This window comes from Salinisphaera sp. Q1T1-3 (assembly GCF_003602005.1).
Lineage (GTDB): Bacteria > Pseudomonadota > Gammaproteobacteria > Nevskiales > Salinisphaeraceae > Salinisphaera.
The window spans coordinates 454,511-470,406 of record NZ_QZWD01000001.1; the positions used below are offsets into that span (position 1 = coordinate 454,511).

The window sequence follows — 15,896 nt, forward strand, 5'->3', positions numbered from 1 at the left end:
TTTGGTGCTGGATTAATAACAGGCCCTGGGTCCGAAACTCAGCCCCTCTGAGCCTGGCTTCGGGCCAGGCCTTGGCTGTGGCTGCGTCGGCGATGAGTCCGCCGAGGATGGCACGCGAGTCGTACCGGCGATTGAATCGGTACTGGATAACGTGCGGCGTACCTGGCGAAGTTGAATGCACGATAGGTGCCCGTGATGGCGCTCTTCAAGTGACCGAGCACGATGTTCACGCACTCGAATTTCCGGATGCTTTGCCGCGGCAACCCCGACCCGGTCACAATCACATCATGATCGGCCACTTCGGCGCGCAGTGCCCGAAACGCTGACAAGCCATCAGAGACCGCCTGGGTACGGGCCGGGCCGCCAAATCGTCATTGGCCCAGTCCGCGATCGCCTCGGATCGAAAGCGCAAACAACGCAGAACCGCTTGATGCGGCTTGCTCTGATCGGTCGTCGACGCCGCCGCGACGAGGCGTTGAAAACAGCTGACGTCGTCAGCTGTTTTGGTGCTCGATCAATATCAGCCGCACGACTGGCACCGACCTTGTAACCCTCAACGCCATCGAAAAACAAACACTGCGACCTACCCGTCGCCTGCTTGCAATGCGGCGCCCTCTGGGCAAGAGCAAATGCGTTCACCGGTGCGTCTTATCCCCCGAAACGTCGTTTATTTCGATGTCGGGTCAGTTTCTTTATTTGACCCACGCGAGCCGGAAACGAACAACATATCGACGAAGATCAAAACCGCACCGACAACGATGGCCGAATCGGCGAGATTGAACGCCGGGTAGTGCCAGGCGCCGATATGGAAATCCACGAAATCGACCACGAACCCGCGTAGCGCCCGGTCGACGACGTTGCCGAGCGCGCCGCCGGCGATCAGGGCCAGTGCGCCCGCGAACAATCGTTTGTCGTACGGGTTGCGCACCATCCAGATGGTAATACCCAACGTCACCGCCACACCGAGTGCCACGAACAGCCAGGGCGTGGCACCGTGCAACATCGAGAAGGCCGCACCGGTGTTGTGCACGAGCGTGAGATTCAACCAGGAAGTCAGCGGCGTCGAGTCGTAGAGCGCGTAATGGTTGACGACCAGCTGCTTGGTGAACTGGTCGGCCGCGATGACCAGCACCGACAGCCACAGCCAGTGCACGTTCTGCCATGTCGTTGTCCGGCGTGTCGTGCGGTTCTCGCTCACTTGTTCGGTCATGCAACACTCGGCTGATTGAGGATACGCCGGACTTCGGCGATGTCGTTGTTGATATCGGCGACCAGATCATCCATCGAATCGTAGTCCGCCTCGGGACGAATGAACTCGACGAACCGGACGTCGAGACGCCATCCGTAGATGGATTCGGCAAAATCGAGCAGATAGATCTCCAACAGCGGCTCGTCGCCGTTGACCGCCGGACGCACGCCGAAGCTGGCTGCCCCGCCGACCTCGCGCCCGTCGGGCAGGCCCACCCGCACCGCATAGACACCGTAGCGCAACGCGCTCGGCCGATGAAGACGCAGGTTCGCGGTCGGAAATCCCAACGTGCGCCCGAGCTGCTGGCCGGCAACCACGCGCGCACTGATGCGATAGGGGCGCCCGAGCAGTCGCGCGGCCTGCTCGACATGGCCGTTCACCAACGCCTGTCGCACACTGCTGGAGCTGACCCGTTCCCCCTCGAAACACACATCCGGCAACGACATGCGCTCGATGCCGCGCTGCTCGGCGAACGCGGCCAGCGTCTCCACATCACCGGCCCGGCGATGGCCGAACCGGAAGTCGTCACCGACCAGAACCGCCCGTGCACCCAGACGTCGCGCGATGAGCTGGTCAAGAAACGTCTCCGGCGACATGGCCGCGAACGCACGATCGAAACGGGCTCGCACGAAGCAATCGATACCGAAGGCGTCGACATCCTCGATCTTCTCCCGCAGCGAGGACAGACGCGTCGGCGGCGCATCCGGCCGGAAGAACGCGCCCGGCATCGGGTCGAAAGTCATCAGCGCCGCCGGTACGCCGAGCAGCCTTGCCTTGGCGCGCACGCGCGCGATGATGGCCTGATGCCCCAGATGAACACCGTCGAAATTGCCGACGGTCAGCACACAGCCGCCGCGCAGGCCGGGGTGATGACGAATCGAACGAATAATCTGCATGAGCGCGTATCGTCTCGAACCGAAGGATTCCGTGGCCGTCAGTCTGACAGACTCGAACGGCTTACCCTGGGCTGGCCGTGTCTGGGTGCGACAGGCGCAGATGGCCCGGGCGCATCCCCAGCAGCGCCAGAATGCCGAAGTATACGAGCATGCCGCTGCCGATCCAGCAAGCCAGCCAGGCCACGCGCATGAGCGCATCGCGCGCCATCCAGACATCGAGCGCCGCGGCACCGAAATGCAGCACCAGTGCCATCGCCAGACACCCCAGCCCGGTCCGCAGCCAGAGCAGGCCCCAGCCACTGCCCGGCTGATAGGCACCGGAAGCCCGCAGATAGCGATATAGCAGCCCGGCGTTGACAAACGCGCCGAGTGAGCCCGCCAGCGCCAAACCGGCGTGCGGCGCCGGCCAGTCCTGCCAGATGAACACGCCGACGAAGATGAGGTTCATCGCCATGGCACTGATCATCGAAATCACGCCGCAACGGACCGGGGTCTTCGAGTCCTCGCGCGAATAGAACCCCGTGACGAGCACCTTGACGATCGAAAAGCCCATGAAGCCGAGCGCATAGGCCATGAGCGCGTACTGACTCATCAAGACGTCGTGCTCGGCAAACGAGCGATAATTGAACAGCGTCGTCACCAGCGGCCCTGCCATGACGTAGAGCCCCACCATCGCCGGCAGGCCCATGACCATCAACAGCTTGAGCGCCCAGTCGAGTGTCGCGGAGAATTCCGCGGTCGACCGACTGGCATGGCGTGCCGACAGCGACGGCAGAATCACGGTGGCGATGGCGACCGAGAACACCCCCAGCGGAAATTCCATCAGGCGATCGGCGTAATAGAGCCAGCTCACGCTGCCGCTGGCCAGAAACGAGGCCACGATCGTATCCAGCAGGAGCATGATCTGAGCGATCGATGAGCCGAACATGATCGGCAGCATCAGCTTCAGAATGCGCCGTACCTTGGCATCGGCCCAGCCCCAGCGCGGCCGCGGCAACCGATCCAGGCGTATCAGAAACGGCAACTGGAACAGCAGCTGCACCAGCCCGGCGACAAAAACGCCAATCGCCAGCCCGAACGTGGGCTCGGACAGCATCGGCGCAATCAGCACCGCAGCGCCGATCATGCAGATGTTCAGCAGAACCGGCGTCACCGCCGGAATCGCGAAACGGCCGTAGGTGTTCAGAATGCCGCCAGCCAGCGCGGTCAGCGAGATGAAGAACAGATACGGAAAGGTCAGCCGCAACAGCGAGGCCGCGAGATCGAACTGACTCTGGTTCTCCGCGAAGCCCGGCGCGAACAGATAGATCAGCAACGGGGCAGCAACCACGCCGATGATCGTCATCGCCAGCAGGATGAGACCCAGCGTGCCGGAGACGACCGCAACCAGATTCTTGACGTCGTCACCGCTTTCCTGGTCGCGCGTGGCCGACAAAACCGGCACAAACGACTGCGCGAACGCGCCCTCGGCAAACAGGCGACGCAGGAAGTTGGGAATCTTGAACGCCACGAGAAAAGCGTCCATGGCCGGCCCGGCGCCGAACATCACGGCCAGAACCACATCACGCCCGAACCCCAGAATTCTGGAGATGAACGTCATAGCGCCGACGACACCGGTCGAGCGTGCCAGAGATGAAGCCATGGTGCGCGCGTACAGCTGAAAACGTGGCGCACTATAGCCTTTGTGCGACGTGGCGCAAAGCAGTCCGGTTATTGACAAAACCGCGGGAAACAAAGAGAATCGCGCGCCTGTCCAGTCCAGTCACTCAATCGACAAGTTTCTAGGAGCACCTCGTGGCGAATACTGCCCAAGCACGCAAGCGCGTCCTCCAGGCCACCGAGCGTCGCCAGCGCAACATGGCGCAGCGTTCGCTCGTGCGTACCCACATCAAGAAAGTCCAGAAGGCCATTGCGGCCAACGACCTAGATGCCGCGCGTCAGGCCTTCACGGCTGCCGTGCCGGTCATCGACCGTATGGCCGGCAAGGGCCAGATCCATCGCAACAAGGCCGCGCGTCACAAGTCGCGCCTGAATGCCCAGATCAAGGCGATGGCGCAGGCTGCCTGAAGGCCCGTCGACCGTAGATCGAAAAAGCCCGCTTCAAGCGGGCTTTTTTGTGGGCGCTACAAGCGGCCGGGTTCCGTCAAGCCTTTCCGCGCCGATGCGCGAGCCGCCCCGCAGCCCACCCCGCCGACGTCATGGGCGGTTATCAACCCGGCATAAAAATAGATGATTTTTCGGGTTGATAACGCGCGTGTGCGAAAGCACGCGCGCCACGGCCAACGGCCGTGAAGCCATTGAAAATAAAAAGACGGACAAGGGCCGGCATTTCTTTCGATGGCGTTGAAACAGCTGACGTCGTCAGCTGTTTTGGTGCCGGATTAATAGGATGCTGGCACGCCCGGCGGCTCGCCCATGCGGTCGCGGCTGCAGCGGGCCCGCCTTCCCCGGCGCGCGCGCGTGCCTCATCCTGCGCGATCACGTCATCACGAGATTATCGCGATGAATGAATTCCCGATCGACACCGGAACCGAGCCGGGCCGCGATCTGATCGCTCGACTGGCCCATCAGATCTCGTAGATCGCGGGCGTCGTAGTTCGCCAGCCCCTGCGCGACTTCGGCGCCGTCGGGCCCGACGCAGGCCACCAGATCGCCGCGTCGGAATTCTCCTTCAACCGCGGTGACCCCAATCGGCAGGAGGCTGCGTCCAGAGACCTGCAGAACGTTGACCGCCCCGGCGTCGATCTGCACGCGTCCGCGCACACGACGCTGCCCGGCAATCCAGTTCTTGCGCGCGGCACGTCGGCGTCCGGGTTTCGGGATCAGCAGCGTGCCGACGGTTTCGCCAGCCACGATACGCGTGAGCACATCGGGCGTCGTTCCGTGCGCGATGACCGTGAACGCCCCCGCGTCGGCGGCCTGTCGCGCCGCCCGAATCTTGGTCTGCATACCGCCGCGACCGAGATTGCCGTGACTGTCACCGGCCATCTTGAGAAGCGCGTCATCGTAGGCCTCGCGCTGGACGATCAGCTCGGCACCGGCATCCACGCGCGGGTCTGCATTGTAGAGACCGCACTGGTCAGTGAGCAGAATCAGCCCGTCCGCGTCCAGAAGATTGGCCACCAGCGCCCCGAGCGTATCGTTGTCGCCCACGCGGATTTCGTCGATCGCGATCGCATCGTTTTCGTTGACGATGGGCACCACGCCCAGACCGAGCAGTGTCGAGAGCGTACGACGCGCATTGAGATAACGCGCACGATCCGAGACATCGTCGTGTGTCAGCAACACCTGGGCCGTCTGCCGGCCATAGGTGGCGAAACAACGACTATAGGCCTCCACCAGACCGGCCTGGCCGACGCTTGCCGCCGCCTGCAGTTCGCGCAACGCCGTCGGCCGCGCCGCCCATCCGAGGCGGCTCATACCTTCGGCCACGGCCCCCGACGAGACGATGACGATTTCATGGCCCTGCTCGACGAGTGCTGCCAGCTGACGTGTCCATTCATGCAGCCGTGCCGCGGCCAGGCCCCGCCCGTCATCGGTCAACAGCGCACTGCCGATCTTGACGACCCAGCGCTTTGCGCCGGGTAACCGCTCACGCGTGATCATCATCCGCCTCGTCGTGCGCGTCCGCATTCGGCGTGTCGCTGGCCGGCGTTTCCGCACGCAGCGCCTCGAGCGCCGTCATCGCATCGGCCACCAGCGTCTCGAGCGTCGCCGGACGAATGGCCGAGACGGCGTATATCGGCCCGGTCCATGCGAGCTGATCACGAATTTCGGCGGTGATCGCCTCGAGCGTGTCGGCATCCACGACTTCGGTCTTGTTGAGCACCAGCCAGCGCGGTCGCTCGAGGAGCGCGGGATTGAACTGGGAGAGTTCATCGACGATCGCACGAATCTGAGCAACCGGATCGCGCTGCTCCATGTCGACCACATCGACCACGTGAAACAGCAGACGATTGCGCTGAACATGCCGCAGGAAGCGATGACCGAGGCCAACGCCATCGGCCGCGCCCTCGATCAGGCCAGGCAGATCCACGAGCGTGAAGCTGCGCAGCGGCCCGACACTCACCACACCAACCTGTGGCTGAAGCGTGGTGAACGGATAATCGGCCACGCGTGGGCGCGCGGCCGAAACGGCGGCCAGCAGCGTCGACTTGCCGGCATTCGGCAGCCCCACCAGACCGACATCCGCCAGTAGCTTCAACTCGAGGCGAAGCTCGCGGATCTCGCCCGGGGTGCCATCGGTCGTCTTGCGCGGCGCCTGATTCGTGCTCGATTTGAAGCGCGCATTGCCGAGTCCGTGAAAGCCCCCCTGCGCAACGCAGACCACATCGCCATCGGCCATCAGATCGCCGATCAGCTCGTCCGTCTCGCGCGAATAACACAGCGTGCCCACCGGCACCGGCAGATAACGATCCTCGCCCTTGGCACCGGTTCGGTTCTTCCCGGCGCCATTTCCCCCGCGCTCGGCCTTGAAGACGCGATTGATACGGAAATCATAGAGCGTATTCAGGTTATGATCGGCAACGAGGTAGACGCTGCCCCCGTCGCCGCCATCGCCGCCGTCCGGCCCACCGTGGGGCACGTATTTCTCCCGCCGGAAACTCAGGCAGCCGTGTCCGCCGTCCCCGGCCTCGACACGCAGATTGGCTTCATCAACGAATTTCATGGCTGATCCAGATCGCTGCTCGTGAGCGCGGCGCTGCCCGTCTTCACGATTGAAACACGCATAAAAAAGCCCCGCCGAAGCGAGGCTTTACGGTCTACGAAACCGAAGACCGTCGATTACTCGGCCGGCACCACCGACACGAACTTGCGGTTGTGCGGGCCTTTCACGGCGAAGTCCACCTTACCTTCGGTGAAGGCATACAGCGTGTGATCCTTGCCGATACCGACGTTGTCGCCCGCGTGCCAGTGCGTGCCGCGCTGACGAACGATGATGTTGCCGGCCTTGACCTGCTCGCCACCGAATTTCTTGACGCCAAGGCGCTTCGATTCGGAATCGCGACCGTTGCGGGTAGAACCGCCTGCCTTTTTATGTGCCATGGATGCTGTCCTCCAGGTTGTCTCGAAGCGTCTTAGACGCCCGGGACCGAAGTGATCTTGAGCTGCGTATAATGCTGGCGATGACCGTGTGCACGACGATACTTCTTGCGTCGCTTGAACTTGACCACCTGGATCTTGTCCGCACGATCGTGCTTGACGACCTCGGCCGAAACCGCCTTGCCATCGAGCAGCGGCGCACCGACTTCGATATTGTCGCCGCCATCGGAAAGAAGCAGGACGTCGGACAGCTCGATCGTGCTGCCGGGCTCGGCGTCGAGCTTTTCGACTCGCACCACGTCGCCTTCCGCGACTCTGTACTGTTTACCGCCGGTTCGAATCACCGCGTGCATGACCACTCCAAAATACGCAACGTATGGCGGGTCGCCCCGTCCAAAGTCGGCGAATGATACGGGGATCCGGCGGATCGGTCAACGCTTCGCGTTAAAAGAGTCAATCTTGACACAGCACCGTCGCCCCCCTACTTTTGCCGCTGTTTTTCGACTCCCGGGCCCATGAGTATTCAGCCGCTGTTCCAGCCGGTCGCAGACGACATGCGTGCCGTTGACGCGCTCATTCGCAGACGGCTGAATTCCGATGTCGTCCTCATCAACACGCTGGGCGAGTACATCATCGGCAGCGGTGGCAAGCGCATGCGCCCCGCGCTGGTGCTGCTTGCCGCGCGCGCTGCCGGGTATGAAGGCGAAGCACACCACCTGCTCGCCGTGATCATCGAGTTCATCCATACCGCCACACTGCTGCACGACGATGTGGTGGATGAGTCGACATTACGCCGCGGTCGCGAGACGGCCAACAGTGTCTGGGGCAACGACGCCAGCGTACTGACCGGCGACTTTCTCTATTCGCGCGCTTTTCAGATGATGGTCGAGCTGGACTCGTTCGATGTGATGACGGTTCTGGCGAACGCCACGAATCGCATCGCCGAAGGCGAAGTGATGCAGCTGATGAACAGCCACAACCCGGACCTGTCGGAAAACGATTACCTGGAAGTCGTGGATCGCAAGACTGCCAGCCTGTTTTCGGCGGGTTGCCGTCTGGCGGCACAGATCGCGGGCCGCTCGGCCGACGAATGCGAAACGATGGCTGCCTTCGGCCGGCATCTCGGGATTGCATTCCAGGTCACCGACGATGCACTGGACTACGGCCACGGCGACGAGACGTATGGCAAGAATCTCGGCGATGACCTGGCCGAGGGCAAGACCACGCTGCCGTTGATCTGTGCCCTGTCTCGCCTGTCGGATGCCGATGCCGCCCCGCTACGGGCCGCCATACGGGACGCCGACCTGTCTGCCCTCGATTCGATAAAAAAAGCCATTGAATCAACCGATGCGATGACTTACACTTTCGGCCGTGCCAACGAGGAAGCCCGCTCAGCCATCAATTGCTTGAGCGGTTTGCCGGAATCGGAAGCCAAATCAGCGTTGATCTCTCTGGCCGAGTTCTCGGTCCAACGCCGATCATGAAAGACATCGGAGTATAGCTCAGCTTGGTAGAGCGCCACCTTCGGGAGGTGGAGGTCGTAGGTTCAAATCCTGCTACTCCGACCACGACTTGCCCGCGTTGATGGGCCTTTCCCTATAAAAGACATTCCGGTGGCCGCCGCCGATTGACGGACGCGATGCCATGACGCCGCGCCCGCCACCGTTCGCAGGCTACGGACTACCGTCGGCCTGGTCTTCCATCATCTGGTCATAGTCTCCGGCGAGCCGCGTCTTTTCCGAGTCGCTGAGCACGCGCCCGGCCAGCTGGAAGACCTCCTGCTCCTCTTCTTCCAGATGATGCGTGACGAGATGCTCGAGCTTCTTGGCCGAGTTCAGCCACCCCGGAGAACTGAAATCGGTGGCCTCCATCTCTTCGATCAGCTCGTCGATTTCATGATGCTCGGCGACACTGTGCCGCGCCTTTTCCTGTGTCATATCGTATTCCATCAACGGCACATAGAAATGACGCTCCTCGGCATTTTCGTGATGGACCAGCTCGGCCTTGACCGCGGCGAACAGGCCTTCTCGCTTGTCGGAGTCACCGTGCGTGTCGGTCAGTGCCGACAGCAGGCGGCGCTGCTTGTCGTGACTCTCGCGCAGCGATTCAAAGATGTTTTTCACGGGATGATCCCTTTGAAGTAACGGAACACCAATGACGATAGTCCATGGCGCGCGCCGATGAAACCTCATAGAATCGAGAGCATCGTGTGTCGCGCGCAAGCGCGCCAGCTCGGACAGATGGGGGCCCGATGTCGACAACGCAGACCACGCGCCATAACGCGCGCCTGTCAGGCCTGGCGCGCCAGCTCGTCGAGGATGGCCTGATCGAGCCGCAGCGCGCCCTCGAGCTGATGCAGGAAGCCGAGCGCGACAACGAGACATTCGTGGCCCGTGCCGTCACGTCTCGCACGATCAGCGCTCTGGACCTGGCCCGCTCGCTGGCCGATGCCTTCGCCGTGCCACTGCTGGATCTGCGGGCCGTGGATTTCGAGCAGGCCCCGATCGATCTGGTGCCCGAGGCGATGATCCGCAAGCACCAGGCGATTCCGGTCTACCGGCGCGGCCGAACCCTTTATGTGGCGATCGCCGATCCCACGAACCTGGCGGCGCTCGACGAATTCCGATTCAAGACCGGTCTGCAGGTCGAATCGGTGCTGGTCGAACAGGACAAGCTCGAACGCGCGATCGAGGCGAACTTCAGCGCCCTCGACAGCGCCATGGCCGGCCTCGACGATATCGCCATCACGGCCGATGAAGCCCGCGACGGTGACGGCGGGAGCATGGACGTCACCGCCGGTGATGCCGATGATGCGCCCGTGGTTCGGTTCGTCAACAAGGTGTTGCTCGACGCCATCAATCGCGGCGCCTCGGACATTCACTTCGAGCCCTACGAAAAACATTATCGCGTGCGGCTGCGCCAGGACGGCGTGCTGCGCGAAGTCGCCACACCGCCACCGGCCATCGGCATGCGCCTGGCCGCGCGCATCAAGGTGCTGGCGCGGCTTGATCTGGCGGAGCGCCGCATCCCGCAGGACGGACGCATCAAGCTGTCCGCCGGCCGCAATCGGACCATCGATTTCCGTGTCTCGACCTGCCCCACGCTGCACGGCGAGAAGATCGTCCTGCGTATTCTCGACCCGGCGACGGCGCGCATGGGCATCGAAGCACTCGGCTACGAATCGCTACAGCGCGAAATATTCGAAAACACCATTCACAAGCCCTACGGCATGGTGCTGGTCACCGGCCCCACCGGCAGCGGCAAGACGGTCTCGCTGTACACCGCGCTCAACATCCTCAACACCGCCGATCGCAATATCTCGACCGCCGAAGACCCGGCAGAGATCAATCTCCCCGGCATCAACCAGGTCAGCATCCAGCCCCGGGTCGGGCTGACGTTCGCGACCTGTCTGAGAGCGTTCCTGCGCCAGGACCCGGATGTGATCATGGTCGGCGAGATACGCGACCTGGAGACCGCCGAAATCGCCATCAAGGCCGCACAGACCGGCCACATGGTGCTCTCGACCCTGCACACGAACGATGCGCCGCAAACGCTCACACGGCTGGTGAACATGGGGGTGCCGGCTTACAACATCGCGGCCTCGGTCACACTGATCATCGCCCAGCGTCTGGCGCGACGCCTGTGTCGTCATTGCCGTGAGCGGGCCGACGTCCCGGCCGAAGCGCTCGTCGAGGAAGGCTTCGCCCCCGACGAGATCGCCGATCTTACGCTTTACGAGGCGCATGCGGCCGGCTGCGACCACTGCACGGCCGGCTATCGTGGCCGTACCGGCATCTTCCAGGTCATGCCCGTGACCGATGCCATCGGACAGATCATCATGAACGGCGGCAACGCCGGCGATATCGAGGACCAGGCCGCGCGCGAAGGCGTCCTGGACCTGCGCGCCGCCGGGCTGAACAAGGTCCGGGCAGGCCTGATCGGCCTGGCCGAGCTCAATCGCGTCACGGTCGAATAATGCCGGGTGAGACGGCCGCCGCCGGCCGTGCCCTGGCACGCACATCCCGGACATGAGAAAGCCCGGGCGGCCAGGGCTGCCCGGGCTTTCATCGCACCTGGAATCGTCTTGTGAACGATCAGGCCTGGGCTTCGGCCTCGCTCGAGGTGACTTCCAGATCGAGCTGACCGTCGACCACGCGCACCACGACCTGACCGCCCTGTGACAGATCGCCGAACAGCAGCTGATCGGCAAGCGGCTTCTTGATGTTTTCCTGAATGACACGCCCCATCGGACGCGCGCCCATGTTCTCGTCGTAGCCCTTGTCGGCCAGCCAGGCCCGTGCCTCCGGCTCGATCACCAGCTCGACATGGCGTGCCTCCAGCTGCGCTTCGAGCTGCAGCACGAACTTGTCGACCACGCGCTCGATGACTTCACCCTTGAGCGGCTCGAACTGGATGACTGAATCCAGGCGGTTGCGGAATTCCGGCGTGAACCCGCGCCGGATGGCTTCCATCCCGTCCGTGCTGTTGTCGCTCGGGTTGAAACCGATGCCGCGACTGGCCATCTGTTCCGCGCCGGCGTTCGTCGTCATGACCAGGATCACGTTGCGGAAATCCGCCTTGCGTCCGTTGTTGTCCGTCAGCGTGCCGTGATCCATGACCTGCAACAGCAGGTTGAAGATATCCGGGTGTGCCTTCTCGATCTCGTCGAGCAGAACCACCGAATGCGGCTGCTTGTTCACGGCCTCGGTCAGCAGACCGCCCTGGTCATAGCCGACGTAACCCGGCGGTGCCCCGATCAGGCGCGACACCGTGTGTCGCTCCATGTACTCGGACATGTCGAAGCGCACGAGTTCGACGCCGAGATGCAACGCCAGCTGACGCGTGACCTCGGTCTTGCCCACGCCGGTCGGGCCAGCGAACAGGAACGAGCCGATCGGCTTGTCTCGATTGTCCAGTCCGCTGCGCGACATCTTGATCGCGCTCGCCAGCGAATCGACGGCGGCATCCTGGCCGAAGATGACGAGCTTGAGATCCCGATCCAGCGTTTCGAGCACGGCTCGGTCGTCGCGGGACACGCTCTTGGAAGGAATCCGCGCGATGCGGGCAACCATCTCCTCGATATCACGCACCTGGACCGTCTTGCGCTTCTTCGTCGACGGGCGCAGACGCAGGCGGGCGCCTGCCTCATCGATCAGGTCGATCGCCTTGTCCGGCAGGTGCCGGTCGTTGATGTGGCGTGCCGACAGTTCAGCCGCTGCCTCAAGCGCCGGCTGGGTGAAACGGACCTGGTGATGTTCCTCGAAACGATCCTTGAGGCCACGCAGGATCTGCACCGTGTCGGCCACGCTCGGCTCCGGCACATCCACCTTCTGGAACCGCCGCGCCAGCGCGCGATCCTTTTCGAAGATGTTGCGGAATTCCTGATACGTCGTTGCGCCCATGCAGCGCAGCTCGCCGGAGGCCAGCTTGGGCTTGAGCAGATTGGAGGCGTCCATCACGCCGCCGGATGCCGCGCCCGCGCCGATCACCGTGTGAATCTCGTCGATGAACAGAACCGCGCCGTCCTGCTTGGCGAGCTCGGCGAGCACACCCTTGAGGCGTTTCTCGAAATCACCGCGGTACTTCGTTCCGGCGATCAGCGCGCCCAGATCCAGCGCGTAGATGACGCTGTTGGACAGGATATCCGGCACGCGCTCCTCGACAATCATGCGCGCCAGACCTTCGGCGATCGCGGTCTTGCCGACACCGGCCTCGCCGACCAGCAGCGGATTGTTCTTGCGCCGTCGGCAGAGCGTCTGGATGACGCGCTCGAGCTCATGCTCACGACCGATCAACGGATCGATATCGCCTTCGGCCGCCTTGCGGTTGAGGTTGGTCGCATACTGCTGCAGCGGCGACGCATTCGCATCGCCGCCGTCCTCGGACTGCGCGGCACCGGATTCGCTGCCGTCGCCCGATTCCTCTTCCGACTTGCCCACGCCGTGCGACACGAAATTGACGACGTCGAGGCGCGTGACATCCTGCTCGCCCAGCAGAAAGACGGCCTGCGATTCCTGCTCCGAGAAGATCGCGATCAAGACGTTGACCGCGGTGACTTCCTTCTTGCCCGACGACTGGACGTGATAGACCGCACGCTGGAGCACACGCTGGAAACCCAGCGTGGGCTGGACCTCATGGTCCTCGCCGGCCGGAACGACCGGTACGTGCGTGTCGATGTAATTCTGCAGTTCGCGCTCAAGCCGCGGAATATCGGTATTCACGGCCTCGAGCACTTCCACGACTGCCGGATTGTCCAGCAGCGAGACCAACAGATGCTCGACGGTGAGCATCTCGTGGTGCTGGCGACGCGCCACCATGAAAGCAGCGTCGAGTGCGGTCTGAAGTTCTTGGCTGAGCATTATGCGTCCCCGAACTTGGCGTTCGATTAAAGCCCGATTAGGCGCGGCCGGCGTCAAATTTTCAGGCTGGTTCCATAGTACACAACAGCGGATGCTGATGCGCACGCGCATGGTCATTCACCATCGCGATCTTCGTTTCTGCGATCTGACCCGTATACGTGCCGGCCACCGCCTTGCCCCGTGTATGAACGGTCAGCATGATCTGGACCGCTTTTTCACGGTCCTGTGTGAAGTACGTCATCAACACTTCCACGACGAACTCCATGGGTGTGTAGTCGTCGTTGTGCATCACGACGTTGTATAGCGGGGGCTTCTTGGTTGCCGGCTTGGCCGGGGCCACGGCGGTATCGCCGTCGCCATGTCGGGTATCGGGTTTATCGGTATCCGTCATAACGACCTCTGAATGACCGCGAATGCGGCTTTATCGGCCACACAAAATACATGCGTGTCCGATCCAGTTTCGGATGCAGTTCCGATGCCAATGGCCATACCGGGGATATGTGGCTGGGCGCTCGCGAATCAATGCCCGGCGTGCCGACCGGACATCAATGGCATCGGGGAAACATGGACTTGCGGCGATGCGAGCCCTGACCGCGCCAGACCGGTCGCCGACAGGCTGTCGGGCATGGACACGCAGGCCGCATGTCTTTGGCGCGTGCCTGCCGGCCGACAGGCACGCGCCGCTATCGCGGCAGGTCTGCGCGATTGCCGATCACAGACGACCGGCCGCACCGGCGCCACCCACCGAGCAGACACGCCGAAAGCGCCAGCCGGCAATGCCGACTCGCGCTTTCGTGCGCCATATCGACCGCGCGAGAGCGCGATCGGTACGTCGTGCTATGCGTCGTCGCCGGTCTCGACGACACGGCGACCGCGATAGAAACCGTCGCGGGTCACGTGGTGACGACGGTGGGTCTCACCGGTGGTCGCATCCACCGACAGCGTCGGGTGCGGCATGCGATCGTGGGTGCGACGCTTGTCGCGCTTCGAACGGGACTTACGGTTCTGTTGAACGGCCATAGCCTTGCCTTTGCGTTGTGTTCAGTCTGTTTCATCGCTGCGCGGCTTCCAATCCGCCAACGCAGCAAACGGGTTGCGTCTGTCCGACTCGGCATCGCTTTCGGCGCTGCCGATGGTCTCGTCTGTCGTGTCCTGCGAATACGCTGCGACACATGCCGCTCTGTCGCAGTGCACCGTGATCGGCAACGCCAGCAACAGCTCGTCGTCGACCAGCGAGTAGAGATCGAGCGTACCGCCATCGGCAAGCATCGGCTCCCACGCCCGTGGCACCCCGGCCGCTGCCTCGTCGGTCGCGACCGGCATGCCCACGATCTCGGCATCCAGCGGCACATCGGCCGGCTCCAGGCAGCGCTGGCATGGCAATGCCAGCGTGGTCTGCGCCCGACCACGTACGATGACCCGCCGTTGTACGTCTTCGTCGAAAGCCAGCGCAACCGAGACATCCGCCGTCGTGTCCTCGACGACGATATCCGCGGTACGCGGTAACGACGCCAGCGTCAGGACACCGTCGAACGAACGCTGCTCGAGTGCGGCACGTCGATAATCGATATGCCTTGGAAAACTGCCCTGCGCCGACATGGCGCGCGATGATAGGGCGGACAGGCCGGCGAGTCAAAGCCTTTCAATCGCCCGGCCTGCCCGGCCCGCGCCGACTAAGCGGCTCGCATCGACCGCCGTGCCGGCCGTCATGCTTTATCCTCGGCACAGACCCTACCCGATCAAGCCTGCCATGTCCGTTTCCACGCCACCCGTCATCCTGGCTTCGAGTTCGATCTGGCGAGCGCGGCTTCTCGAACAGATCAACGTCTCGTTCGAGACCATCTCGCCGGACGTCGACGAAACGCCCGCACCGGACGAATCTCCCGACGCGCTCGCGCTGCGGCTGGCCCGCGACAAGGCCGCGAAGATCGCGGCCAGCCGGCCGGAGGCGATCGTCATCGGTTCGGACCAGGTCGCCCATGTCGACGGCCGCCTGCTCGGCAAGCCCGGCACCGCGGCAAGGGCGCGCGAACAGCTGCGCATGCAGTCCGGACAGCGGGTCGAATTCCACACCGGTCTGTGCGTCTGCGCCCCGGCCTTCGATACACCCCGTACGCATCTCGAAACCGTGACCACCCGGTTCCGCACGCTCGACGATGCCGAAATCGCGCGTTATGTGGCCGCCGAGGATGTGACGGCCACGGCCGGCAGCCTCAAATCCGAGGGCCTTGGCATCACGCTGGTCGAAGCCATCGAATCGCGCGATCCCAGCGCACTCGTGGGCCTGCCTCTGATCGCCACGCGGCGGCTGCTGGTCGACGCCGGGCTCACCCTGCCCTGACGGCCAGC

Annotated in this window: 17 protein-coding genes and 1 tRNA gene; 5 read left to right on the forward strand and 13 right to left on the reverse strand. The window is 63.3% G+C overall.

The genetic code is table 11. The features are described 5' to 3' along the window. Window positions 1–38: 38 nt before the first annotated feature. The 4 genes from D3260_RS18020 to murJ all read right to left on the reverse strand — a co-directional run bounded on the left by D3260_RS18020 (window position 39) and on the right by murJ (window position 3,787). Window positions 39–299, reverse strand: coding sequence for a hypothetical protein (locus tag D3260_RS18020; RefSeq protein WP_370456269.1), 261 nt, complete (start codon window positions 297–299; stop codon window positions 39–41). 368 nt (window positions 300–667) lie between these two features. After that, entirely contained in the window at window positions 668–1,210 is a 543-nt protein-coding gene (gene lspA / locus D3260_RS02075; protein ID WP_120096879.1) for a signal peptidase II, read from the reverse strand. Continuing rightward, window positions 1,207–2,145 (reverse strand): bifunctional riboflavin kinase/FAD synthetase, encoded by a 939-nt coding sequence (locus tag D3260_RS02080; RefSeq protein ID WP_158583349.1) that lies wholly within the window; start codon window positions 2,143–2,145, stop codon window positions 1,207–1,209. The genes lspA and D3260_RS02080 overlap by 4 nt, the downstream gene beginning before the upstream one ends. A 61-nt stretch (window positions 2,146–2,206) precedes the next feature. After that, window positions 2,207–3,787, reverse strand: coding sequence for a murein biosynthesis integral membrane protein MurJ (gene murJ / locus D3260_RS02085; protein ID WP_120096881.1), 1,581 nt, complete (start codon window positions 3,785–3,787; stop codon window positions 2,207–2,209). 152 nt (window positions 3,788–3,939) lie between these two features. Between murJ and rpsT the strand changes: the two genes are divergently transcribed. Continuing rightward, window positions 3,940–4,212 (forward strand): 30S ribosomal protein S20, encoded by a 273-nt coding sequence (gene rpsT, locus D3260_RS02090; protein ID WP_120096882.1) that lies wholly within the window; start codon window positions 3,940–3,942, stop codon window positions 4,210–4,212. Between the two features lie 411 nt (window positions 4,213–4,623). Here the strand turns inward: rpsT and proB are convergent, their stop codons facing one another. The 4 genes from proB to rplU all read right to left on the reverse strand — a co-directional run bounded on the left by proB (window position 4,624) and on the right by rplU (window position 7,541). After that, window positions 4,624–5,751 carry a glutamate 5-kinase gene (proB, locus tag D3260_RS02095; RefSeq protein WP_120096941.1) on the reverse strand — a complete coding sequence of 376 codons (1,128 nt, stop codon included), beginning with the start codon at window positions 5,749–5,751 and terminating at the stop codon, window positions 4,624–4,626. Then, on the reverse strand, window positions 5,738–6,814 hold the full coding sequence (gene cgtA / locus D3260_RS02100) for an Obg family GTPase CgtA (RefSeq protein WP_120096883.1): 1,077 nt from the start codon (window positions 6,812–6,814) through the stop codon (window positions 5,738–5,740). Before cgtA ends, proB begins: the two co-directional genes overlap by 14 nt. Window positions 6,815–6,930: 116 nt before the next feature. Beyond that, window positions 6,931–7,191 (reverse strand): 50S ribosomal protein L27, encoded by a 261-nt coding sequence (rpmA, locus tag D3260_RS02105; protein ID WP_120096884.1) that lies wholly within the window; start codon window positions 7,189–7,191, stop codon window positions 6,931–6,933. A 32-nt stretch (window positions 7,192–7,223) separates the two neighbouring features. Continuing rightward, window positions 7,224–7,541 carry a 50S ribosomal protein L21 gene (rplU, locus tag D3260_RS02110; RefSeq protein WP_120096885.1) on the reverse strand — a complete coding sequence of 106 codons (318 nt, stop codon included), beginning with the start codon at window positions 7,539–7,541 and terminating at the stop codon, window positions 7,224–7,226. A gap of 162 nt (window positions 7,542–7,703) precedes the next feature. Here rplU and D3260_RS02115 point away from each other — a divergent pair, with 162 nt between their 5' ends. Both D3260_RS02115 and D3260_RS02120 read left to right on the forward strand, forming a co-directional pair. Beyond that, a complete protein-coding gene (locus D3260_RS02115) occupies window positions 7,704–8,672 on the forward strand; it encodes a polyprenyl synthetase family protein (protein WP_120096886.1) in 969 nt (322 codons plus the stop codon). Between the two features lie 7 nt (window positions 8,673–8,679). Next, window positions 8,680–8,756, forward strand: a tRNA-Pro gene (locus tag D3260_RS02120). Window positions 8,757–8,861: 105 nt separating this feature from the next. Here D3260_RS02120 and D3260_RS02125 read toward each other — a convergent pair. Continuing rightward, window positions 8,862–9,311 carry a hemerythrin domain-containing protein gene (locus D3260_RS02125; protein WP_199671306.1) on the reverse strand — a complete coding sequence of 150 codons (450 nt, stop codon included), beginning with the start codon at window positions 9,309–9,311 and terminating at the stop codon, window positions 8,862–8,864. Window positions 9,312–9,439: 128 nt separating this feature from the next. On the opposite strand from D3260_RS02125, the gene pilB reads away from it, so the two are divergent. Next, on the forward strand, window positions 9,440–11,164 hold the full coding sequence (pilB, locus tag D3260_RS02130) for a type IV-A pilus assembly ATPase PilB (RefSeq protein WP_120096888.1): 1,725 nt from the start codon (window positions 9,440–9,442) through the stop codon (window positions 11,162–11,164). Window positions 11,165–11,282: 118 nt separating this feature from the next. On the opposite strand, the gene clpA is transcribed toward pilB, so the two are convergent. From clpA to D3260_RS02150, 4 genes are all read right to left on the reverse strand, one after another. Continuing rightward, a complete protein-coding gene (gene clpA, locus D3260_RS02135) occupies window positions 11,283–13,547 on the reverse strand; it encodes an ATP-dependent Clp protease ATP-binding subunit ClpA (protein WP_120096889.1) in 2,265 nt (754 codons plus the stop codon). 61 nt (window positions 13,548–13,608) lie between these two features. Further along, window positions 13,609–13,938: an ATP-dependent Clp protease adapter ClpS gene (clpS, locus tag D3260_RS02140; protein ID WP_120096890.1), complete on the reverse strand. Its 330-nt coding sequence runs from the start codon at window positions 13,936–13,938 to the stop codon at window positions 13,609–13,611. 446 nt (window positions 13,939–14,384) lie between these two features. Continuing rightward, on the reverse strand, window positions 14,385–14,567 hold the full coding sequence (rpmF, locus tag D3260_RS02145; protein WP_120096891.1) for a 50S ribosomal protein L32: 183 nt from the start codon (window positions 14,565–14,567) through the stop codon (window positions 14,385–14,387). Window positions 14,568–14,588: 21 nt separating this feature from the next. Further along, window positions 14,589–15,146: a YceD family protein gene (locus tag D3260_RS02150; protein WP_120096892.1), complete on the reverse strand. Its 558-nt coding sequence runs from the start codon at window positions 15,144–15,146 to the stop codon at window positions 14,589–14,591. Between the two features lie 151 nt (window positions 15,147–15,297). Between D3260_RS02150 and D3260_RS02155 the strand changes: the two genes are divergently transcribed. Further along, a complete protein-coding gene (locus tag D3260_RS02155) occupies window positions 15,298–15,888 on the forward strand; it encodes a nucleoside triphosphate pyrophosphatase (RefSeq protein WP_120096893.1) in 591 nt (196 codons plus the stop codon). Window positions 15,889–15,896: the final 8 nt, after the last annotated feature.